The 22554-nt window shown below is 46.9% G+C and carries 17 protein-coding genes; 7 read left to right on the top strand and 10 right to left on the bottom strand.

Annotated features, from left to right (window positions below; genetic code table 11):
• Positions 1-6 precede the first annotated feature (6 nt).
• Positions 7-1338 (top strand): hypothetical protein, encoded by a 1332-nt coding sequence (locus K4039_RS05360; RefSeq protein WP_265234098.1) that lies wholly within the window; start codon positions 7-9, stop codon positions 1336-1338.
• A 292-nt stretch (positions 1339-1630) separates the two neighbouring features.
• Here the strand turns inward: K4039_RS05360 and K4039_RS05365 are convergent, their stop codons facing one another.
• Positions 1631-2962, bottom strand: a complete 1332-nt coding sequence (locus K4039_RS05365) for a hemolysin family protein (RefSeq protein WP_265234099.1) — start codon at positions 2960-2962, stop codon at positions 1631-1633.
• Positions 2963-3309: 347 nt separating this feature from the next.
• Between K4039_RS05365 and mfd the strand changes: the two genes are divergently transcribed.
• Positions 3310-6849 (top strand): transcription-repair coupling factor, encoded by a 3540-nt coding sequence (mfd, locus tag K4039_RS05370; protein WP_265234100.1) that lies wholly within the window; start codon positions 3310-3312, stop codon positions 6847-6849.
• Between the two features lie 30 nt (positions 6850-6879).
• Entirely contained in the window at positions 6880-7545 is a 666-nt protein-coding gene (locus K4039_RS05375) for an S-layer homology domain-containing protein (protein WP_321161547.1), read from the top strand.
• A 99-nt stretch (positions 7546-7644) separates the two neighbouring features.
• Here the strand turns inward: K4039_RS05375 and K4039_RS05380 are convergent, their stop codons facing one another.
• The 3 genes from K4039_RS05380 to gyrB form a co-directional block, all read right to left on the bottom strand.
• Positions 7645-7854 carry a hypothetical protein gene (locus tag K4039_RS05380; RefSeq protein ID WP_265234101.1) on the bottom strand — a complete coding sequence of 70 codons (210 nt, stop codon included), beginning with the start codon at positions 7852-7854 and terminating at the stop codon, positions 7645-7647.
• Between the two features lie 63 nt (positions 7855-7917).
• Positions 7918-8634, bottom strand: coding sequence for a heme oxygenase (biliverdin-producing) (locus K4039_RS05385; protein ID WP_265234102.1), 717 nt, complete (start codon positions 8632-8634; stop codon positions 7918-7920).
• A 255-nt stretch (positions 8635-8889) separates the two neighbouring features.
• Positions 8890-10830: a DNA topoisomerase (ATP-hydrolyzing) subunit B gene (gene gyrB, locus K4039_RS05390; protein WP_265234103.1), complete on the bottom strand. Its 1941-nt coding sequence runs from the start codon at positions 10828-10830 to the stop codon at positions 8890-8892.
• A 287-nt stretch (positions 10831-11117) separates the two neighbouring features.
• Here gyrB and miaA point away from each other — a divergent pair, with 287 nt between their 5' ends.
• A complete protein-coding gene (miaA, locus tag K4039_RS05395) occupies positions 11118-12023 on the top strand; it encodes a tRNA (adenosine(37)-N6)-dimethylallyltransferase MiaA (RefSeq protein WP_265234104.1) in 906 nt (301 codons plus the stop codon).
• Positions 12024-12084: 61 nt separating this feature from the next.
• On the opposite strand, the gene K4039_RS05400 is transcribed toward miaA, so the two are convergent.
• Positions 12085-12744: a Uma2 family endonuclease gene (locus K4039_RS05400; RefSeq protein ID WP_265234105.1), complete on the bottom strand. Its 660-nt coding sequence runs from the start codon at positions 12742-12744 to the stop codon at positions 12085-12087.
• 265 nt (positions 12745-13009) lie between these two features.
• Complete coding sequence (gene msrP / locus K4039_RS05405) at positions 13010-13993, bottom strand: protein-methionine-sulfoxide reductase catalytic subunit MsrP (protein ID WP_265234106.1); 984 nt, start codon at positions 13991-13993, stop codon at positions 13010-13012.
• A 381-nt stretch (positions 13994-14374) separates the two neighbouring features.
• Between msrP and K4039_RS05410 the strand changes: the two genes are divergently transcribed.
• The gene (locus K4039_RS05410; protein ID WP_265234107.1) at positions 14375-16420 is read left to right on the top strand and encodes a serine/threonine-protein kinase; all 2046 of its coding nucleotides are present in this window, start codon (positions 14375-14377) and stop codon (positions 16418-16420) included.
• Positions 16421-16640: 220 nt separating this feature from the next.
• On the opposite strand, the gene gatC is transcribed toward K4039_RS05410, so the two are convergent.
• Both gatC and K4039_RS05420 read right to left on the bottom strand, forming a co-directional pair.
• Positions 16641-16922, bottom strand: coding sequence for an Asp-tRNA(Asn)/Glu-tRNA(Gln) amidotransferase subunit GatC (gatC, locus tag K4039_RS05415; protein ID WP_265234143.1), 282 nt, complete (start codon positions 16920-16922; stop codon positions 16641-16643).
• Between the two features lie 169 nt (positions 16923-17091).
• The gene (locus tag K4039_RS05420) at positions 17092-17613 is read right to left on the bottom strand and encodes a photosystem I assembly protein Ycf3 (RefSeq protein ID WP_265234108.1); all 522 of its coding nucleotides are present in this window, start codon (positions 17611-17613) and stop codon (positions 17092-17094) included.
• Between the two features lie 388 nt (positions 17614-18001).
• On the opposite strand from K4039_RS05420, the gene K4039_RS05425 reads away from it, so the two are divergent.
• Positions 18002-19321 carry a hypothetical protein gene (locus K4039_RS05425; RefSeq protein ID WP_265234109.1) on the top strand — a complete coding sequence of 440 codons (1320 nt, stop codon included), beginning with the start codon at positions 18002-18004 and terminating at the stop codon, positions 19319-19321.
• Between the two features lie 235 nt (positions 19322-19556).
• Here the strand turns inward: K4039_RS05425 and K4039_RS05430 are convergent, their stop codons facing one another.
• Positions 19557-19823, bottom strand: a complete 267-nt coding sequence (locus K4039_RS05430) for a hypothetical protein (protein ID WP_265234110.1) — start codon at positions 19821-19823, stop codon at positions 19557-19559.
• A gap of 187 nt (positions 19824-20010) precedes the next feature.
• Entirely contained in the window at positions 20011-21186 is a 1176-nt protein-coding gene (locus K4039_RS05435; protein WP_265234111.1) for a SpoIID/LytB domain-containing protein, read from the bottom strand.
• A 269-nt stretch (positions 21187-21455) separates the two neighbouring features.
• Between K4039_RS05435 and K4039_RS05440 the strand changes: the two genes are divergently transcribed.
• On the top strand, positions 21456-22388 hold the full coding sequence (locus K4039_RS05440) for a ribonuclease Z (protein WP_265234112.1): 933 nt from the start codon (positions 21456-21458) through the stop codon (positions 22386-22388).
• Positions 22389-22554: the final 166 nt, after the last annotated feature.

Consider the following 22554-nt stretch of genomic DNA (forward strand, 5'->3'; position numbering starts at 1 on the left):
ATATTTATGAAAGATTTTAAGTTGATTAACAAAAGCCAAGAAATCCTCAAAATTACTTTAATCAACTTGGCGCTTTTATTTATTTTCCTAGAACTAGGTTCCTTGGGATGGTATTTTGTCAAGCACAAGCAATTTTTCTATACTAGAGAAAAAGCGCAAGATAAGTCGGCTTTAGGAATCAATTTAGAAGGAGTGCGGCTGAATCAGTCTATTGTCGAAAGATTTCATCCTTTCTTTGGGTTTGTTCAAAAACCAGGCCCTGATTTTCGACCAGGTTTTAAGGTTAACAACTACGGATTTATCTCTCCTTACGATTACCCTTTTAAAAAAACCAAAAAAAAACAATTTGTGATCGGAATTTTTGGCGGTTCCGTGGCTTCCGATTATTCAATTTTTCAAATTAAAAATAAGATTTTACCTCAATACCTCAAACAGGTTCCCGGCTTACAAGATAAAGAGTTTATAATTTTGTCTTTTGCTACCGGCGGCTACAAACAGCCGCAACAGTTATTAATTTTAAACTATTTTTTGGCATTAGGTCAAGAGTTAGATCTGGTCGTCAATATAGATGGCTTTAATGAAGTAGCACTTTCTAATATAAACAATAAAAATAAAATTGATCTGGCGATGCCAAGCAATCAGCACATTCTGCCGCTGATTAGCTTGGCAAATAATAGCCTTTCTACTAAGGCTATGCAAGTAACTCTCAGAATTAAAGAAAATAAAACTAGGATTAATGAGGGTTTGGAAAGTTTGCAACACTGCTCTTTAGCTGCGTGTGATGCTTTGACTTCTGTTTACGTTCAAAATTTAGTCAATAGTTATCGGAGAGATGTGATCGCATTTGAAAAAGAACGTGGCAAACAAGAAGATGACGAGGGCAGCGTGATTTATATTAATAAAAATAAGTCGGTTTTAGAGGATTCAGCAGCTTTTGAACAAATGGCGTGGAATTGGGCGAAAAGTTCAATTTTTATGCACAAAGTGCTGTCTGCGAGTAATGTTCCTTATTTTCACGTCCTTCAGCCGAATCAATATTATCAGACGAAAAGGGTGTTTGGCGAGGAAGAAAAACGGATTGCTTTTAACAATGATACTCCTTATGCTGAATCTGTGAAAATTGGCTATCCGGCTCTTTTGAGTAAGTTGCCTAATTTACAAAAAAATCAGATCAATATTTTGAATGGGGTTAAGGCGTTCGACAAAACAAAAGATATTGTTTATATGGATAGCTGCTGTCATTACAATCAAGCTGGGGATGTGGTTTTTAGCAATTATGTGGGCAGTTCTATTCTGGAAGCTTTGCGGAAGGATCGGGCTAGGAGTAATAAAAAATAGGGGAGCATCTCATTTTTGTAAGAAGTCATTAGTCATTAGTCATTTTCTTGAGTATTCGTAGGGTGCGTCGCCATGAAAAATCCTCAAAGTCGATCGACAATCTCATAGGGACGCACCTGATACTATTTATAAAAGAGCTTGCTTAAGACAAAAATTTTGGGCGGAGTGAAACGGAGGGTTGTGTCCTGGGCCGTTGAAAAGAACAGGTGCGTCGCTCTTTCTTGAGGATTGTCGATGGCGACGCACCCTACGGCTACTGTTCCACCAGAATCAATTTTATTGGGGGCGATTTTTAAGTTTTTGGTGCGGTTTTAGCTCGATCGCCCGTGGAGTCGATCGGCATTACCAATATCTTATCAACGCGGTTGCCGTCCATATCCACGACTTCGACTCGCAAACCGTTCCACTCAAAATGCTCGGCTGCTGTCGGAATCTTGCCCAAATGTGTAATCACAAAACCGCCCATTGTGTGGTAACTTCCCCTATTTTCTGACGATCTTTCATCAATTCCAAACAGTTCAAAGAAATCATCGACAGGCAACATTCCGTCTAACAACCAAGAACCGTCTTCGCGCTGCACGGCTTGCGGTTCGTCGGCATCTTCAATGGAGGGAAAGTCGCCAACTAATTCGACTAAAATGTCGTTGACTGTCACCAATCCTTGAATGACTCCGTATTCGTCAACCACTAAGGCAATTTGATTGCTAGATTGCTTAAAAAGCTCTAATACTTTTAAACCGCGCGTGCTTTCCGGCAAAAATAAGGGCCTGCGCAAAGAAGCGCTTAAATCGAACGGTTGACCTGTTAAATTCCTCGACAGCATATCTGTAACGTGGACTAAACCGATAACATTGTCGAGCCCGCCCTGACAAACGGGAAACCGGGAATGACCGCTGCCAAGCATTTTTTGGCGGTTTTCTTCTACTGAGTCGTCGAGGTCGAGCCAGGTAAGATCGGGTCGCGGGGTCATTAAGGCGCTGACTCGCCGATCGCCCAAACGAAACACTCTTTCTACCATGTCTTGTTCGGCTTCTTCAAAGGTGCCGGCCTCGGTTCCTTGCTCGATTAAAACTTTAATTTCTTCCTCTGTAACTTGAGGTTCTGTTGAAGGCACAATCCCCATAATTCGCAAGATTAAGTCAGTAGAATAACTTAAAACATACACTGCTGGAGCGCCAATGTTTGAGAGCATTCGCATGGGAATAGCGACACGAGAGGCGATCGGCTCAGGATTGTTGAGGGCCAGCCGCTTCGGCACAAGTTCGCCGATAATGATGGTGAGATAAGTTATGGTTAAAATTGCGATGACTGAGGCGATCGCCTGAGAGTAGGGTTGCAAAGCCGGAATCAAGCGCAAAGCAGGCTCTACTCTTTTAGAAATCGTCGTTTCTCCGAAAGCGCCCGACAGGATAGCCAGCAGCGTAATCCCGATTTGAACTGTCGGTAAGAACTGATTCGGGGCATTAGCCAGATCCAAAGCTACACGGGCATTGATCGAACCTTGGTTTGCCATCTGTTGCAGTCTCACCTTCCGTACTGAGATGATGGCCATCTCTGACATCACAAACACGCCATTGAGGAAAACCAGCAGGAGAACAATCAGAAGGTCGGTACTTGGGGACATTTCTCAAATTATCGGTGGTAAAGGCGAAGCGCGTTGCCCGGTTAGTCGATTTTAGATTTTAGATTTAGATTTTAGATTGAATTGGCACCCATAATCTGGGGGATATGTCAATCTCGATCGCCAAATCGAAATTGTCGATCGACCTCTCACTAGATTAACGGAACGGGCTCGTTTCGATCGCAAGTTCGAGATATTTAAAGAAAGCCTCTAGCAGAAATCTACCCGTAGTTGAGTGGCACTGCCAACAGCCGATCGCTACAATCATAGATGTTTGTCGTACAATCAGACTTAGTAGGCAGCCGGGAAAGAGCCTTATTCCGTCGATCGGGGATTAAAATTAATAGCGCATGACTTTCTCTTCGATAATTCGCATCCTGGGGCGATCGCCCCTAGCAACAGAACTGCTCAACAAGCTCCAACGGCACCATTGCCTGCAACTCAACGGCATCGCCCGCTTACCCAAAGGCTTAGTAGCTTCCGCCCTCGCACAACAAGAGGGGCGCAATTTATTGGCTGTGACAGCAACTCTGGAAGAAGCAGGCCGCTGGGTAGCTCAACTAGAAGCGATGGGCTGGCAAACTGTACATTTTTACCCAACTTCGGAAGCTTCGCCCTACGAGCTATCCTACTCCGACGAGAACGAAATGACCTGGGGGCAAATGCAGGTGCTGGCGGACTTGGTGGACAAGCAAGAAAAAAGTGCCACTGCATCTAAGCCGATCGCCATTGTAGCTACCGAAAGAGCTCTCCAGCCTCATTTGCCACCGCCGGATGCTTTTCAACCCTATTGTCTGACACTCAAGCGAGGCGAAGTGCAAGACTCCAAAATACTTGACCGCCAACTGGTCTCGATGGGGTACGATCGGGTGAATTTGGTAGAAACCGAAGGCCAATGGAGTCGCCGGGGCGATATTGTCGATGTGTTTCCGGTGGCGGCGGAGTTGCCGGTAAGGCTGGAATGGTTCGGGGATACTTTGGATCAACTGCGCGAGTTCGATCCGTCGAACCAGCGATCGCTCGATAAGGTCGATCGATTAGTATTAACTCCTACTAGCTTTAACGCAATTATTAAAGCGGTTTTAGCGGAAAAAAGTATTGACGAAATCAACCAAATAGGCTCTCTTGACACAGAAAAAGAAGCCGAAAAATTTGTCCATAGGCTGTTAGGTTTAGCGTTTGAAAAACCAGCTTGTTTGTTGGACTATTTGCCAAAAAATACTTTAGTTCTGATTGACGAACCGCCAGGATGCGAAGCTCACAGTGACCGCTGGTTTGAGAATGCACAGGAACAGTGGGAAAGTTGTAATCGGGAATCAGAAGTTGCGGATGGGGAAACCGAAAAATTGCCAATTGCTAATTTACAGGTTCCGAAAATTCACCGCAGTTTTGCTGAATCGATCGCAAATGTCGCAGCTTTCGATCGGCTAGAACTTTCAGAATTGGCAGAAGATTCTAATTCTACTAAAAAATCTCAAACGCCTGCGATTAATTTGTCCAGCAGGCCAGTGCCGGTGATGCCTCACCAATTCGCGAAACTGTCTCAAATGCTCCGGGAAGAGCGCGATCGAGGTTTTACGGTGTTTCTGGTTTCGGCTCAACCTAGTCGATCGGTATCTCTGCTTTCGGAACACGACTGTCCGGCTCAGTTTGTGGTGAATCCGCGCGATTTTTTGGCGATCGACAAATTGCAGTTGCAGCACATTCCCGTCGCCTTGAAGTACAGCGGGCTGGCAGAATTGGAAGGGTTTATTCTGCCGACTTTTCGGATTGTCTTAATTAGCGATCGGGAATTCTACGGCCAGCATTCTCTCGCAACTTTTAGCTATGTCCGCAAACGCCGCCGCGCTGCTTCTAAAAAGGTTGACCCGAACAAGCTGAGTCCGGGGGATTTTGTGGTGCACCGCCAGCACGGAGTTGGCAAGTTTCTGAAGTTGGAACGCTTGACGATCGATCGGGAAACTCGCGAATATTTAGTGCTGCAATACGCTGACGGTACTCTCAGGGTGGCGGCAGATCAATTGGGCGCGTTGTCGAGATTTCGGACTGTCGGCGATCAAGTGCCGGCTCTCAACAAGCTGACTGGCCAAACTTGGGAAAAAACTAAAGCAAAAGTTCGCAAAGCTGTTAAGAAAGTAGCGGTAGATTTGCTGAATCTTTACGCTAAAAGAGCTAAACAACAGGGTTATGCTTTTCCTCCTGATATGCCTTGGCAGCAAGAGTTGGAGGATTCTTTTCCGTACCAACCCACGCCGGATCAGTTGAAGGCTACTCTTGATGTTAAACGTGACATGGAGGGCGATCGACCAATGGATCGCTTAGTCTGTGGCGATGTCGGTTTTGGCAAGACGGAAGTTGCTCTCAGAGCTATTTTTAAGGCAATTACAGCGGGCAAGCAGGTGGCTTTGCTCGCGCCGACGACAATTTTGACCCAACAGCACTATCACACGCTCTCTGAGCGTTTTTCCCCTTATCCGATCGAAGTTGGTTTGCTCAATCGCTTTCGCACCGAAACCGAGCGCCGGGAGATTCACAAGCGCTTAGCAACTGGGGAGTTAGACGTGATTGTTGGTACTCAATCTGTGTTGAGCAAAGCGATTAAATTTCGGGATTTGGGTTTGTTGGTGGTGGATGAAGAACAGCGGTTTGGGGTGAAGCAGAAGGAAGCGATTAAAGCTCTGAAAACCGAGGTAGATGTTTTGACTCTGACGGCGACGCCGATTCCCCGGACTTTGTATATGTCTCTGTCGGGGATTCGGGAGATGAGTTTGATTTCGACTCCGCCGCCCAGCCGCCGCCCGATTCAGACTCATTTGGCCGCCTACGATTTGGAGGTGGTGCGGACTGCAATTCGTCAAGAGTTGGACAGGGGCGGTCAGGTTTTTTATGTGGTGCCACGGATTGAGGGGATTGATGAGTTGGCGGATACGTTGCAGCTAATGGTTCCGGGGGCGAGAATTGCGATCGCCCACGGTCAAATGGATGCTGCGGAATTAGAATCAATCATGCTGACTTTCAGCGCGGCGGAGTTTGATATTTTGGTCTGCACTACGATTATTGAGTCTGGTTTGGATATTCCGCGAGTCAATACAATTTTGATTGAGGACGCCCAAAAGTTCGGTTTAGGCCAACTCTACCAGTTGCGAGGACGGGTGGGACGCGCGGGGATTCAAGCTCACGCTTGGCTGTTTTATCCGAAGCAGAACCAGCTTTCTGATGCTGCAAGGCAGAGGTTGCGGGCAATTCAGGAGTTCGCGCAGTTGGGTTCGGGCTATCAGTTGGCTGTCCGAGATATGGAAATTCGCGGTTCGGGTGATGTTTTGGGCACGGAACAGTCTGGTCAAATGGAGGCGATCGGTTTTGATTTGTATGCTGAAATGTTAGAGGAGGCGATTCGCGAAATTAAGGGCCAGGAAATTCCGAAGGTTGAGGATGCACAAATTGACCTCAGTTTGACGGCGTTTATTCCTGCTGATTATATCGGGGATTTGGATCAAAAGATGAGCGCTTATCGATCGGTGGCTTCTGCTAATACCTCGGAAGAGTTGCAGCAAATTCGGGCCGATTGGTGCGATCGTTACGGCCCCATTCCTCTGCCAGCCCAGCAACTGATTCGTGTTGTGGAACTCAAACAAATCGCTAAGCAAATTGGTTTTTCTCGGATTAAACCGGAAAATAAGCAGCACATTGTTTTGGAAACGCCGATGGAGGAACCTGCTTGGAACCTGCTTAAGGCTAATTTGCCGGAACATTTGCAGTCTCGTTTTGTCTACAGCAAGGGGAAGGTTACTATTCGAGGTATGGCGGTTTTGAGCGCCGAAAAGCAGTTGGATAATTTGATAGATTGGTTGGGTAAAATGCAGGGCGCTTTGCCGGAAGCTAATCTTTGATTTTCCTCTAAAATCCCGGAATATCAAATCGTGAAAAAGTTAGTCAGTGTTTTTTTGGCGATCGCGCTAGTGCAAGGAGTGCCAATGGCGGTTCAAGCTCAACCAATAATTGACCCGATCGACCGGGTTGTGAATGCAGGATTGATGAATAAAGATGCCAATGGCAATTTTAATGCTGAGGGCTTTGTCAGCCGCGCCGAGTTGGCGGCAATTTTGGTAAAAACTTTTGGTTTGGAACGGCGGAAAACTGCTCAGAAACCCGATCGGGAATTGCCGGACGTACCTAAGACTTACTGGGCGTATAGTGCGATTCAAACTGCTTTGAAAACGGGAACGATGAGTGGATATCGCGATGGAATGTTTTTCCCAAATCAAAGGGTGACTCGCGCTGAGGCTTTGGCGATTTTTGCTCAAGCTTACGGCGTTTTTCAGTTTCCAGATGCCAGCATTTCCGAGATTTTAGCTAATTATCCAGATGCAGGGGAAATCCCTAGTTGGGCTAGAAAGTCTATGGCTACTGCACTCTATGAAGGGTTTGTGAATATTGAACTCGGAACTAATAAGATTAATCCTTTGAAGCCGATGACTCGCGGGGATATTGCTTACGCTTTGAGCAAGTATTTGGAGCGGCAGATAAGGCCCACTTCTTCGCCAGTCCCGGATCAGCTTCCTCCTAATCGCGGCATGGGAAGGTAATATGGCAGTTGACAGTTGACAGTTGACAGTTGACAATTGACCGCTCGACGGGAATCAAATTGTTGATGCGTGACCGGCTAGCGGGTTCTATTCATCAGGTTATTGGTCATTGAGAATATCAGAAGGCCGGGCGGTTGAAACCGCGTCTATACAGACAAAACCCGCTTGTATAGCTGGTTGAAGAGCGGCGTTGAAAATTGCGTTCTTTTCTTCAGTCCCTCTGAGCTCAGACTTCCTTTGTGTAGACGCGGTTTCAACCGCTGCATCTATGCAAAATCCCGGAGCTTTGGTGACTGTAAAAGCAGCCATCAAACCCCCAGGATTTAATGTTTTCCTCTATTAACGAGGCTCAAATTGTCGATCGGTATTTACTTAATCAGCAGTAGCCAATTCGGTACTACCAGCGCCGCGCTTCCGCGTCAGGGTATTGAACAACATCTGACCGACAGCTTTAATCAAATTGCCTTCTAACTCCATAAACATCTTCATGTTCATGCCAAAAGCTGCATTAGCTTCATCAACAATTCGTTCTGCTGTGGCTTCGTCGATCGGCAATTCATTCATTGCTCCACGGTAGTTAGTCTTAAATTCTTTTTCATCAGGAATATCGGCGAATTCATAGAAAGCAGTACCTTCTCCCTCGGTCAAATTCATTCCGCGCTGAGCAATTCCTTTCAGGATTTGTCCGCCGGATAAATCACCGAGATAGCGAGTGTAAGAATGAGCAACTAATAGTTCTGGTTCGGTAGCCGAGATTTCGTGAATCCGTTTGATGTAAGCTTTGGCTGAGGCTGACGGAGCTACTTGTTCGCGCCAATTGGCACCGTAGTAGTAAAACAAATCTTGCTCTAAGCTTTGTTTGCGATTCAACTCAGAAAAGTAAATTTTTGAAACAACCGGATGCTGTTTTTGGCGTTCCATTTCCTCTTCGATTGCCGAGTAGACAAAGTAGAGGTTTCCGACTAACTTCCGGTAAGAAGTTTTTTCTACAACGCCTTTTAAAAAACACTTGACAAAACCAACGTTTTCTGCCATCGAGTGAGACTTTTTGGTTCCCTCACGCAATTTGGTCGCTAAATTGATGCTCATAGTATATTGTCCAACCTTCTATTTTTGTGGTAGCTGATGGATGCGCCAAAAATCTAAAAATTACCTAAGCATTTACCTTAGATCGATTTGATGAGAGATTGTATTAATTTTTATAACAAAACTTGCAGTAGTCCGTAGTCATCAGTCACCAGTCATCAGTCACCAGTCATCAGTCACCAGTCATCAGTCACTAACTAATGACTAATGACTAATGACTAATGACTCATCCTCGCCAACTGTCAACTATCAACTAACTTAGATATCCAAGTCGAGCATATTGAGTTTGGGGCCGTAGGTTTCGATGAATTCGCGGCGGGGGGCGACTCGATCGCCCATTAAGATCGTAAAGATGCGATCGGCTTCAGCAGCATCCTCAATCTCCACCCGTTTCAGCGTCCGAGTTGCTGGGTTCATCGTCGTATCCCACAACTGCGTCGGCATCATTTCGCCCAAACCTTTGAACCGCTGGATGGTGTAGTTAGCATTCGCCGGAAATTCATTGCGAATCAAACTGTTTCTTTCGCGTTCACTGTAACAGTAGTAATGATTGCGCCCCCGTTCTACTTTATACAGAGGAGGACAAGCAATATAGATGTAACCTTGTTCTACAAGTGCGCGCTGATAGCGATAGAAGAAAGTCAGCAACAGCGTGCGGATGTGGGCTCCATCTACGTCCGCGTCAGTCATGATCACTATGTGGTGATACCGCAATTGCGACGGATCAAATTCTTCGCCTTTAATACCTAAACCCAGCGCTGTAATTAACGATTGAATTTCGTTATTTTTGTAGATTTTGGCGTCGTCGGTTTTCTCAATGTTGAGAATTTTACCGCGCAAAGGCAAGATTGCTTGGAATTGCCGATCGCGTCCTTGTTTGGCAGATCCGCCCGCAGAATCCCCTTCAACCAGGTATATCTCAGACAGGGCGGGGTCTCTGGAGCTACAGTCCGCTAATTTCCCAGGCAAAGGAGACGATTCTAAAACAGATTTCCGGCGCACTAAATCGCGGGCACGACGGGCGGCTTCAGCGGCTTTAAATGCCTGAATTGCCTTTTCCAAAATAGCATCAGCTACCTGGGGGCGAAACTCCAAATATTCGGTCAATACTTCGCCTACCAAGGAATCGACAATTCCTCGGACTTCTGTATTACCCAGTTTAGTTTTAGTTTGACCTTCAAATTCTGGGTCTGGGACTTTGACAGAAATCACTGCTGTCAAACCTTCCCGGACGTTTTCGCCGGCGAGGTTTGGTTCGTGTTCTTTGATTTTGTTGCGCTTGCGGGCGATCGAATTCATCGTCCGCGTCAACACTGCCTTCAAACCTTCTAAGTGCGTCCCACCGTCGATCGTCCGAATGTTGTTCGCAAAACCCAAAACGTTGTCGCTAAAAGCATCGACGCACCACTGCAAAGCCACTTCTATATGCACGTTGTTGCGTTCTCCTTGCACGTAGATCACTTCTTCGTGCAGAGGCTGCTTTTCGCGGTTCATGTAGGCGATATATTCCTTGATTCCGCCCTCGTAACAGTATGTTTCGATGCGAGGTTCGCCACTTTTTAGCAGTTCCAAACGGTGGTCGCTAAACGTAATTCTCACGCCCGCATTCAAGTAACCCAATTCTCGCAAGCGCCCCGCGAGTATAGTGTAATCAAATTCAATGCCAGTGCTAAATATTTGAGTATCTGGCAAGAAAGAAACTGAAGTGCCGGTGCGAGTGCCTTTGTTAGGCTTGGCATTAAGTTCAGTAACTGGATTGCCTCTTTCGTAGCGCTGTAAATGTTCTTTTTGGTCGCGCCAAACTGTCACTTCTACCCACTCGGACAGCGCGTTAACAACAGAAATACCTACACCGTGCAATCCTCCAGAAACCTTGTAGCCACCACCGCCAAATTTACCGCCGGCGTGGAGTACAGTCATTACTGTTTCTATTCCCGATTTGCCAGTCTTGGCAACGATGCCGGTCGGAATACCCCGGCCGTCGTCTGTGACGGTAACGGAACCGTCGGCGTTGATGTCAACCTCGATGTGAGTGCAGTGGCCAGCCAGCGCCTCATCGATGGAATTGTCCACAACCTCGTAAACTAGATGGTGGAGTCCTCGCGGGCCGGTGGTACCGATGTACATCCCCGGTCGTTTGCGGACTGCTTCGAGACCTTCGAGAACTTGAATCTGATCGGCGCTGTAGCTGCTGGTCATACAAAAATAGCTCCAATAATGAGGTCTAAAGCCCCAAAAGCTTCTAAAATGGAAAAACTCCTAAAATTATAGCACAAAACCGTTAAAGGCGATGCTAGGGCTTTCTAAATGCAAATTTATTAGGGGGACGGAGGCGAATAGTTGTGAGATTGCTTCGCGACTTTCCTGGTGTAGCGCGGTGAATGAGTGGATGGAGTGAGGGGAAAGTGGAGAGGATGAGAGTCTAGGAGAGGATTTGACGGTTTTTATCGCGAAATGAAATATGCTTTTAAAATCTGCGACAGCTTATGTTTAGTTTAATTACAATTTGTGGGGCGACGGCGACGGGGAAGTCGGGAGTGGCTTTGGCTTTGGCTTCGCGACTGAAATCTTCGATCCTGAGTGCAGATTCCCGTCAAGTGTACCGCGAATTTGACATCGGAACGGCAAAACCGACGGCGGTCGATCGCGCTTCTGTACCGCATCACTTGATTGACATCTGCGATCCGACAGAAACTCTAACACTCGCAGAATACCAACAGCAAGCTCAAAAAATAATTGCTGATGTCGATTTTCCCGTTTCTCCCCCGCTGTTGTTGGTGGGAGGGACTGGTTTGTATCTCAAATCGATTGTCAAGGGTTTGAAAATTCCGATGGTGGCACCGATGCCCGAATTGCGATCGCAACTTGCGGATCTCGGACAATCTCAATGTTACGCGATGTTGCAGCAGGTCGATCGATCCGCCGCCGAGAAAATTCACCTCAACGATTCCTTCAGAACCTTACGAGCACTGGAAGTATTTTATGTCACTGGTCGCTCTATTTCCGAACAGCAGGGCGAAAATCCTCCCCATTATCCTATTCTACAGATTGGGTTGGATTGTGAGATTGATGTTTTGGGCGATCGGATAAAACAGCGCACCGAACAAATGCTAGAACGCGGTTGGTTAGCTGAAGTCGAATATTTGTGTAAAAAATACGGCTGCGACTTACCACTGCTAAATACCCTGGGATATCAGGAAATGAAACAATATTTAGCTGGTGACATTACGCTTGAGGAAGCTAAGAATTTGACTGTTTTGCACACGCGGCAATTTGCGAAGAGACAGCGGACTTGGTTTCGAGCGTATCCTGAAATTGAATGGTTTGATGTTAGCACGCCGGATTTGTGCGATCGGGTTTGGCTAAGAGTTGCAGAGTTTTGCGAACAATAAGAATTTTTTGACCGCAGAGGGCGCAGAGGACGCAGAGAAGGAGAAAAGAGAGATGTAAGTGTTATTTTTGACTTAGTAAAATTTCTCTAATTCTTTGTCGAAAAAAACGCACAGCCGCACGCTGTCCGATGGTTCTGCTTTGTTCGATGAAACCGGGAATTTCTGCAACGGGTAAAAAGGGGAAAGCTAAACTGCGATCGCACATTTCATATTTCCCATCTACCAATTGATAAACTTGCAGAGATTCCCGCCGATACCTCCAGATTTCGGGAACACCAAGAGCAGCATAAATTGTAAACTTATTCACAGAAGAATTCGTGTAATCTGACTCTATTGCTAAATCCGGCGGCGGATCATTTGGCAAATTGATATTTCTGCCTCTAACTAAAGATTCATTTTGAATGTAGAAACAGGAATCAGGTTCGACAGCGCGAGTTAAATCTTCTCGTTCAAGAGTCAGCGAACCCAGACTCCTAAGTTCAATTCCCAGATCATCTACAATGGCTTCCACAAAGCTTTCTATCAGTCGTTTGGGTTCTTCGTGTTCTTCCAGTGGCATTCGGATTTCTAATACTCCTCCATCGTAAGCAATTCTCCAAGCTCTATCGTCCCCAACATCTGCCAGCAATGCTTTAAAAGTTGACCAACTGACACTTTTTAAAATAACTCGATTTTCTGGGGTTGTTTGATGCTCGACGGGAGTTGATGTTGTTGTTACCATTTAACAATTCCTTGGTAGCTTCATCAATTTTCATTATAGTCGATGGACTCAAATTTAAGGTAAAATTTACAAACATAGTGCAGGTATCGGGTAGGGATACGGCACTGCCGTGTCCTGTATTTCATTTTTATGAAGCGAACAAAAAAGATTTTTTAAATTAACCGCAGAGAACGCAGAGACGGCTGAGAAAGAGAAAGGAGAGAAATTAATTATGTGAGGAAGAAGCCGCAAAGCCTGTTCCTCAAATTATATCTAGCGGACTTAATTAACTGTAAAGACTTGCCACATATTCGCCGTAACCGTTATAGGGCAAAGTTGGGCGAGTTTCCCACGACCAACTGTTACCGGGACCGACTACCCGTTCGCTAGCCTGTGACCATCTGGGGTGTGGTTTGTCGGGTTCGACGTTTGCTTCAAAGGCGTATTCGTTGGGGCCGATGGTATTCCAAAAAGTGGCGGGTTGTTTTTCGACAAATTCAATTTTTACAATTGATTTCGCACCCTTAAAACCGTATTTCCACGGAATCACTTGCCGCAGGGGCGCACCATTTTGTTTTGGTAGCCGCCGCCCATACAAACCTGTAGCAAAAAATGCTAAATCGTTTGCCATTTCTTCAATTCGCATACCTTCGGTGTAAGGCCAAGGATAAAATTGCGACATCAAACCGGGGCCGGGAGTGATTTTTGAGTCGTAAAATGAGGTGAAGCGAACGAATTTAGCGTTTGATTGTGGTTCGACATCAGCCATGAGTAATTTCATGGGAAATCCGACCCAAGGAACTACCATCGACCAGGCTTCTACGCAGCGAAATCGATAAACTCGTTCTTCGATGGGGAATTTTTTGTGGAGGTCGTCAATATCGTAGGTGCGGGGATTTTTGACTAAACCGCCTATTTCTACTTTCCAGTTTTCGGTTGGTAAAGCTTGAGCGGCTTGCCAAATAGATTTTGTGCCGCCATATTCGTAAAAGTTGTTGTATTTTGTAGCTAAGGCTTCGTCGGTAATTGCCCGATCGACTTTTGCAAAAGCCGGATTCCGGTTCAATCCCGCGTATGCTTGGGTTGAGCCTTTGTCCAGAGCCGTTTTTGAGCTATCACTGCTTTGACAGCCTGTCAGCGGCAGCAGCGAAGCTGTCACGCCAGCGCCAATTAAATTGGTCATGAAACGGCGACGGTTGAAAAATGCTGTTTCTGGGGTAATTTCTGAGTCGAGAATTTCCCAAGGTTTGGCAACGCGAATTAAGGGCATAAGTAATAGTTAAAAGTTATTAGTTAGTTTGGCCGAAGTTGCCAAAATTTCAATTTTTCAGTCGATTTGAGCTTTGAGATTGACTCCATCGCCGCAATTACTGTATCTGCAATGACAGTATAGCCTAATTCGTTGAGAGCGAGTCCAGCCGAGTAATCTCACAGCTCGGTTCGATCGACCTATTAAACCTCTCTCGGAAGAAAGTCAGCAAAAATTTACGCGCGATCGACAGAAGCAATTGTGGCTAAAATCTCGGAAACAATTATGATCAAGCAAAGATTCAAATTATTTAATTTGTCCACAGGAAGCGGCACGCACCGCCCCGCTTTCCTCCCCCACTCCTCCCTTTAAGTCGGACGGGGGTCTCCAGCGGAAAGACAAATGAGTTACTGCATAAATCCCAATTGCCAGAATCCCCAAAATCTCGATCGCGCGACAGTCTGCACAAGTTGCGAGTCAAACTTGCTGCTCAAAGGCCGCTACCGAGTCTTTCACACCCTCGGTCAAAGTCTCGCTTGCGGCACCTTCCTAGCAGTCGATGAAGACCAACCAGCCCAACCCCGCTGCGTCATTCAACAGTTCTGCGCACCCGTACCGTCAGTCGCCGACGGTCAAAAACAGCTAAACCGGACATTTCGCGGCTCGGCCGAGCGACTCGACGAGTTGGGTAAACATCCCCAAATACCGAAACTGCTGGCATCTTTTGAAGTCGAAGGCTGCCAGTATTTAGTGCAAGAATACATCGAAGGCCGCAATTTGGCCGATCGGCTTTCGGAAAAAGGTGTTCTTAAAGAAATGCACATTTGGTATCTGCTGAGCGAGTTGTTACCCGTGCTGGAACTTGTGCACGAAAATCAACTGATTCACCGAGATATCAAACCGTCCAATATTATTCACCGCAAATCTTCCCAAACCTCCGCAGCAATAGCCGAGAAAGAGCACCTGCATTCTTGGGATGAAGAATCCGGGCTAGTTTTGGTCGATTTTGGCGCCGCAATTCCTGCCAACAGCGGGCCGCTGAAAACAGAAACGGTGACGGGTTCTGCCGAATACGCGGCGCCGGAACAAATTAAAGGTGAAGCAATTAAGAGCAGCGACATCTACAGTTTGGGCGTGACTTGCATTCACTTGTTAACGGGAATGTCGCCCTTTGATTTGTTTGACATCAAAGCCGACGCTTGGGCCTGGAGGCATTATTTGAAAGTACCAGTTTCGGGCAGACTCGGCCGCATCCTGGATAAAATGGTGCAGCGAGAACCATCAAAACGCTATCGATCGATCGAAGCAATTCTCACAGACATGAAATACGGCCCGACACCGATAGAGGTGATTGTCAGCAAACCCAAGTGGACTTTAGCTTTGTGGGGGGGAACCGTACTTGCCTTGATTTCAGTAGTGCTGGGTTCTCGCTTGTCATCTCCCGTATCAGAGGCTTTCACTGCTGGTGAGCCTGTTTCTAGCATTCCCGACATTCGGTTCGACCCGCCCCCCATGCAGAATTTCAACACTGAGCCATCGCTGTCACGGCCCGCAGTGCGGACTCTGGTGGATCAAGACAAAAATCCGGTGTGGGCGGTAGCAGTCACTCCCAACGGCCGCGTCATCGTCAGCGGGAACAATGACGGCACAATTCTCCTGCTGCACAAGCGTCACGGCAAAGTGCTCAAGGTTTTACGAGGACATTTGGGACCTGTGTGGTCTGTGGCAGTGAGTCCCGATGGCAGGACGATCGCCAGTGGCGGCGCTGACGGTACGATTAAACTGTGGAATTTCTATTCTGGCCAGTTAATTCGGACGTTGGACGGACACACAGACGGGGTGTTCTCGGTGGTGTTCAGTCCCGACGGCCAAGCCCTCGCCAGTGTCGGCAAAGACAATACTTTGAAACTGTGGCAAGTTGAAGGCGGGGCCGAGTTGCAAACTCTCAAAGGGATTGCAGACGAAGTGCATTCAGTGGCTTTCAGTTCCTATAAAGACACTCTGTTTACTGGCAACGGCGACGGTACGATTAAGATGTGGAATTGGAAGACTGGGGAATTTCAAGCCACTCTCACGGGTCATGTTGATGCTGTTTCGGCGCTGACTATCAGCCCGGACGGTAAAATTTTGGCCAGCGGCGGCTGGGACAATACGGTGAGGGTTTGGGATATCACCACGGATCACGGGCCCGAACCGTCCGGTGAGGCGACTTTTGCCGGTCATACCGATCGAATTCAGTCTCTAGCTTTCAGTCCCGACGGTGCGACGCTAGCCAGCGGCGATTTGAGCGGAACTATCAAGCTGTGGGCGATGGATGGCGGGGAACAGGGCACACTGAAAGGTCATTCGACTTGGGTGGAATTGGCTTTTAACCCTCAAGACAAAACTTTGATCAGCGGCAGTTATGACGACACGATTAAGGTGTGGGAACTGTCTCCTTCTCCTTGATTTTTGCGATCGTCGGCGCTAGTTTTTGATGACTTACAAGCTATTTCTGTCATTGCTTAACTCGCGCGCGGACAATGGGAGTATCTGTTCTGCGTAAGTCCTGTTTTTGTTGGCGCGGGCGATCGAGTTTAAAAAATCCCCAACCAAATAAACGATTTTGGTTGGGGATTCTGACACAAAATACATCACAGTCGGCGATTGAAAGAGTTCTACTTCCACCCTACATAATTTTAGGGACTTTGAAAAACTCACCATCGCGATCGGGAGCACCAGCCAAAATACTCTCTCCATTAGCAAAAGGTTGCAAATCGTCCGATCGCATTACATTACTAACATCGATCGCCCGCGTTGTCGGCTTTACCTTACTCGTATCCAGTTCACTCAACTGTTCAAAATAATCCAAAATACCGTTCAGTTGACCAGTAAACTGCTCTTCTTCTTCAGGCGTTAATTCCAATCTGGCTAAATTCGCTACTTTCCGAACTTCTTCTCTATCAATCATAAAAATCGGTAATTGGGAATTGGGCATAGGGCATAGGGCATAGGGCATAGGAAATTGGGAATTGGTTATTTGTTATTGGTTATTTGTTATTAGAGAAACTACTAACTATTAACTACTAACTATGCCCCATGCCCCATGCCCCATGCCCCATGCCCCATTCCTATCATAGTTAAAAATACACATCAATCTGCGATCGCCCTGTTGTTTTCAGCCAATTTTGCACCTCAATGTAATTGTTGGGCGCCAAGCGAATAGCCTCCTTCCAATAATCCGCAGCTTTGTCAAACAGCCCTTCCGCCCCTTCAATATTGCCAGCTTCCTTCTCCCTTTCCCCTTGATAGTGATAAATCACAGCAATATTATTCAGCGCTTGTGGCATTCTCGGATTCAGTTCAAGCGCTTCGCTGTAATACTCCAAAGCTTTATCGTGTTCGCCGTTGCTAGTATGGATTAGGGCCATATTGTACAAGACATAACTGCGATCGTAAGGATCTTCCTCAATCTTCAGCGCTTCATGATAATTGTCCAGCGCTTCAGCATATTCGCCATCAGCTTGAGCCGACATACCATCCCGATAATAAGCAAAAGCTTCCTTAGCCTGCTTTTTCGCCGGCATAATCTTCAGAATGATATCGGCCATTACCGTGAAACTTTTGTCAATAAAGTTATCGTTGCGTTGAGTTCTTGGCATAATTCGATTCTTTGGTTAGTGGCTAATCAGAAAAATTAGCCTGTAAAGTTTTCCTATTAAGAGTTTTGCAACTGTTTGGGTTGAGATTTGCGCCGAGGACGCTTGCAAAGGCTGATGAGACACAACTGCAAACCTGAAAACACGCGCTTGCGAGGCCGGGCTCGCGCAAGTCCCATCTATTTTAAAGAACTATTGTCAGACTTGCAAAAAAAACCACATTTCTTTAACCTATTTCCCGGCTATACGGGCGATCGCCGAAAACGATAGCAATATTTGGCTCCCAAGTCAAGGGCGACAGCAAAAAAAATGAGAAGCCCGATCGACCTTCACCAGCTCCAATTCCCGCAATATAATAAAAACAACGGGTAATTTTCACAGAGAGAAACCTATGGCTCCGAATCCCACCATTATGCAAGCCGTCGAACAACTTGGCTACCGCGTTACGGTTGGAGACGTGGCGGCAAAAGCTGGATTAGATGTCAATTTTGCCCAACGAGAACTGTTAACCCTCGCCTCCGAAGCAGGCGGCAACCTGCAAGTAGCAGAATCCGGCGACATTGCCTACATATTTCCCAACAACTTTCGAGATATTTTGCGAAACAAATTCTTGCGCTTGCAGTTGCAAGAATGGTGGCAAAAAATCTGGAAAGTTCTATTTTACCTGATTCGGATATCTTTTGGCATAGTGCTGGTAGCTTCCATCCTCTTAATTTTTGTGGCGATCACGCTTTTACTCTCCAGCATGAGCAACAACGATAACGGAGGAGGAGGCGGCGGAGGAGGCGACGGCGGCGGAGGAGATGGAGGGGGCAGCTTTTTCTTTTTTCCCTACTTCTGGAACGACTTAATCTGGATATTTTACTGGAACCATGACGAACCTTCCTACCAGCGATCGCGCGTAACCGGCCAAAAACCCCAGATGAGTTTTCTGGAAGCAGTTTTCTCCTTTATATTTGGAGATGGCAATCCCAATCACAATCTAGAAGAGCGCAAGTGGAGCGATATTGCCGCCGCAATTCGCAACAACCGAGGTGCCGTCGCCGCCGAACAAATTGCGCCCTATCTCGACAATCTCGGACAGGGATACACCCGAGAATACGAAGAATATATGTTACCAGCTCTCGCGCGTTTTGACGGCCGCCCCGAAGTCAGTCCCGAAGGGCAAATAGTCTACCATTTTCCGCAATTGCAAACCACAGCCGCCCAGCAAAATGCTCAACCAGTAACAGCTTATTTGCGAGAAATGCTGTGGCGTTTCAGCCAAGCTAGCTCCGGCCAAGTCATGCTCGCAGCAGGGTTGGGAGCCGTAAATCTTGTCGGTGCGTTAGTTTTGGGGAATTTATTGACTAAAAGTGCGATCGCAGGTGGATTTATCAGTTTAGTCAGCGGTATTTATCCAATCCTGCTGATTTACGGCGTCGGATTTCTCACAATTCCCTTAATTCGCTACTTCTGGATTCAGTGGAAAAATAGCCAGATAGAAGCTCGGAATCAAGAGCGACAGCAGCGAGCCATGTTATTAAACCAACCCGATGCCAACTTGCAGCAAAAACTGGCCTACGCTCAGGAATTTGCAGCCGAAAACGTTCTGACTGGAGAAGACTTAGCTTATACCACAGAAACCGAATTAACTCAACAAGAACTAGAACAGTCAGCAAAAATAGATGCCGAATGGCAGCGGCGAATTGGGCGATCGGACAACTCATAATATAGCCCTTCTCAGAAAGATGAGGTACGCGAACGGCATAGGGCATAGGGCATAGGGCATAGGACATAGGGCATAGGACATACCTGACTTTTTTGAGAACCTTTGCCACAATCCAATATCTTTATGGTGGAACTGGCTTCTAGCCAGTTCAGAACAGACAAGATGCCCGTTCCACAATCCAATATCTTTATTGTGGAACTGGCTTCTAGCCAGTTGCTAAAAATGGTGCAAAATTTCAATTTTTATTGAGCTCTGAAATTTTCGTGATCCGAGTTTTTTTAACAATTTTAGGGCGTTTAAAAATCAAAGAATTTTGGTCATACTTCGAGTCGTGGCGGAGAGCCACAAGTTCCCACCCTTCCTCCCCCAATTGATTAACAAATAGATGCAGCGAGCCTTGTTTCCAATCTCGCATTTCTTCACCATTTACATATAAACTAATTAGCTTATTTCCAAAAGGATACATATTCGCATCCACCAATAAATACTCCCACTTTTGCATAGAAATCCTTAATTTAGTTAGTCATTAGTCATTAGTCATTAGTCATTAGTCATTAGTCATTAGTAATTGGAAATTGGGAATTGGGAATTATTCTTCCCTCTTCCCTCTTCCCTCTTCCTTCTTCCCTCTTCCTTCTTCCCTCTTCCTTCTTCCTTCTTCCCTCTTCCCTCTTCCTTCTTCCCAGCAGTTACTGCACAGCAATTCTAGCCAAAGCAGCGCCCCGGTAATAGTGCAACAAAATCTGCTGGTAGCCGTATCCCTGTCTAGCCAAATTGTAAGCCCCCCACTGACTCATCCCCACAGCGTGACCGAAACCTTTACCAGCAACTTGAAAACCCTTAGGAGGCTGCCCGCCATTTCTCCCACTAACAATCCCGCCGTACTGAGGAATCACGGTAAAGCGGGTACTCCTCAAATTTAGAACCCGACGTAAATCCGCGCCAGTCATCACCCTAGAACCACTATCTCCGACTACTTTCATGGACAAAACGCTGCCGTAAGCGGTAGTGCGTTCTGGCTTCATCGAGATTACGTTACCGACGCCCGAAATCTTGCTGCTCATTTGAGCGCGGGAGAAATTTTCTTTCCACTGATAAACCGGCGCGCCTTGGTCGAAGTCAGGAACACCGCGCAGGTAAGGCAGGGATTCCGTCCAAACATCCTCAACATTTTCGGTATGTCCGCCAGATGCCGAGTGGAAAACGGCTAGAATAATCTGACCGTTGTAGGCGAGAACTTGACCTGCGGTAGCATCGACTGCGCTATAAGTACCCGAAGATTCTGTTTGCAGTCCTTTGTAAACCTGCGATGATTGAGTGTCGTCCACATCGTAAAGGTCGGTTTCGCTTTTGAGGCGCTGGTGGAGAGCGTAGGAACGGGCGGCGACTGCTTGGGCTTTCAAAGCCTCTTGAGGCCAATTGCCACTCATTTCGGCGCCGAGAACGCTGTAGAGATACTGTTCGATATCGACGTAGTTGACCGCAGTCAAGGCTCCTTTTTCGGGAACTACAAGGGTGCGTCCGCGATACCATCGATCGCCAATCCAAACATAACCGTTCCCCGTCGGCTCGATCCAAATTTGATTGGCAGCCCAGCGGCCAATTGCCACAGTTCCCGATCGAAATTGAGCCGACTGAGAACTATTTGCCGACAGTTCGCCCAAATTGCGCCCGCTACCGTCGCGGATTGCAGCCTTAGTAGAACTGCCGACCTTAATCTGACTTGTCCCGTCTTGTACCGCAACTCGCAAAATCAGCGCGGCCTGTGCTGGGGCCACCATGACCAGCCACAACAACAGCGAAATCCAAAAATAGCGTTTTTTTAATGTCGAAACAATGGAACCAAAGAACACTCCTGACTGCATTTGAAAAATTTCCTCTTGTGCTATATGAGTTTGAGAATTTTTAAGACCAAGGTTCGGTTCGGGAAAAAGGAAGCGGAACCGCAGAAAGAAAACGTTAGAATTGGGTTTGGCACTTTGTGCGCTAGTCAAAATGATTGGAGCGACTAGATGCTAGCAGCAACAGCGATTTATCCCGGTTCCTGCCTGCGAATATTTCCTTTATGTCGGATTGACCGCACCCTGGATATTTGTAACATATTTTTTAAGATTTAATTGAGGTGATTTGACTCTTGCAGATTACATTTCTCGGAACTAGCTCCGGCGTCCCCACGCGATCGCGCAACGTTTCCAGCATCGCCCTCCGCTTGCCCCAGCGAGCGGAACTCTGGCTGTTTGACTGCGGCGAAGGAACTCAGCACCAGTTTCTCCGCAGCGAGCTCAAAGTCAGCCAACTGAGCCGCATTTTCATCACTCACCTGCACGGCGACCACATTTTCGGCTTAATGGGTTTGATGGCTAGCTGCGGTTTGGCGGGGAATGTCAAGCGCATCGATCTTTATGGGCCTCCGGGACTTGAAGAATATTTGCAAGCTGGCGTTCGCTATTCTCAAACTCATTTTTCTTACCCGGTGAAGGTGCACAAAAGTCATGAGGGAGTTATCTATGAAGATGACGAATATATTGTTAGTTGCGCTCCTTTGAAACACCGAGTAACTGCTTTTGGTTATCGTGTCACCGAGAAAGACCGGCCGGGACATTTTGATGTCGAAAAAGCGAAGGATGTGGGTATTCCTTCCGGGCCACTTTACGGCCAATTAAAACAAGGAAAGACCGTAAAGTTATCGGATGGGCGACAGTTTAAAGGTACTGATTTTTGTGGGCCGGATCAAGTTGGGCGCAAATTTGTGTATTGTACTGACACGGTTTTTTGTGACAGCGCGGTGGCATTGGCGAAGGATGCTGATTTGTTGGTGCACGAAGCGACTTTTGCCCATCAAGATGCTCAAATGGCTTTCGATCGCCTGCATTCAACCTCAACAATGGCGGCTCAAGTTGCTTTGCTAGCCGGGGCGAAACAGTTAATTATGACGCATTTTAGCCCGCGTTACGCTCCGGGAAATGCGATCGTCCTAGATGATTTGCTCAAGGAAGCCCAGGCAATTTTTCCGAATACGAAAATGGCCTACGATTTCCTGACTTGCGAAATACCGCGGCCTGAGTAGTCGTGGGATGCGTCAGTCGATTTGAGATTTTCCATTTTTCGATTTGAGATTCACTCGACAGGTATGACACAAGCAACCGGGTTTCGATGTGTCGAGTGCGTCCTGCGACTATCTCTAGCTGAGCCATTGTCAAGCCTAACTCCGCGCGATCGACCGCCGCGACGAC

The organism is Lyngbya sp. CCAP 1446/10 (assembly GCF_026130175.1).
Taxonomy (GTDB): domain Bacteria; phylum Cyanobacteriota; class Cyanobacteriia; order Cyanobacteriales; family Microcoleaceae; genus Microcoleus.

Excerpts from the sequence above, each read along its gene's own strand:
- K4039_RS05400 (WP_265234105.1), bottom strand. The coding sequence starts at position 12,744 with ATGGTAACAACAACATCAACTCCCGTCGAGCATCAAACAACCCCAGAA.
- miaA (WP_265234104.1), top strand. The coding sequence starts at position 11,118 with ATGTTTAGTTTAATTACAATTTGTGGGGCGACGGCGACGGGGAAGTCG.
- K4039_RS05385 (WP_265234102.1), bottom strand. The coding sequence starts at position 8,634 with ATGAGCATCAATTTAGCGACCAAATTGCGTGAGGGAACCAAAAAGTCT.
- gatC (WP_265234143.1), bottom strand. The coding sequence starts at position 16,922 with ATGATTGATAGAGAAGAAGTTCGGAAAGTAGCGAATTTAGCCAGATTG.
- K4039_RS05420 (WP_265234108.1), bottom strand. The coding sequence starts at position 17,613 with ATGCCAAGAACTCAACGCAACGATAACTTTATTGACAAAAGTTTCACG.
- K4039_RS05360 (WP_265234098.1), top strand. The coding sequence starts at position 7 with ATGAAAGATTTTAAGTTGATTAACAAAAGCCAAGAAATCCTCAAAATT.
- K4039_RS05425 (WP_265234109.1), top strand. The coding sequence starts at position 18,002 with ATGGCTCCGAATCCCACCATTATGCAAGCCGTCGAACAACTTGGCTAC.
- msrP (WP_265234106.1), bottom strand. The coding sequence starts at position 13,993 with ATGCCCTTAATTCGCGTTGCCAAACCTTGGGAAATTCTCGACTCAGAA.
- K4039_RS05430 (WP_265234110.1), bottom strand. The coding sequence starts at position 19,823 with ATGCAAAAGTGGGAGTATTTATTGGTGGATGCGAATATGTATCCTTTT.
- K4039_RS05380 (WP_265234101.1), bottom strand. The coding sequence starts at position 7,854 with ATGGCTGCTTTTACAGTCACCAAAGCTCCGGGATTTTGCATAGATGCA.
- K4039_RS05365 (WP_265234099.1), bottom strand. The coding sequence starts at position 2,962 with ATGTCCCCAAGTACCGACCTTCTGATTGTTCTCCTGCTGGTTTTCCTC.
- K4039_RS05410 (WP_265234107.1), top strand. The coding sequence starts at position 14,375 with ATGAGTTACTGCATAAATCCCAATTGCCAGAATCCCCAAAATCTCGAT.
- K4039_RS05435 (WP_265234111.1), bottom strand. The coding sequence starts at position 21,186 with ATGCAGTCAGGAGTGTTCTTTGGTTCCATTGTTTCGACATTAAAAAAA.
- mfd (WP_265234100.1), top strand. The coding sequence starts at position 3,310 with ATGACTTTCTCTTCGATAATTCGCATCCTGGGGCGATCGCCCCTAGCA.
- gyrB (WP_265234103.1), bottom strand. The coding sequence starts at position 10,830 with ATGACCAGCAGCTACAGCGCCGATCAGATTCAAGTTCTCGAAGGTCTC.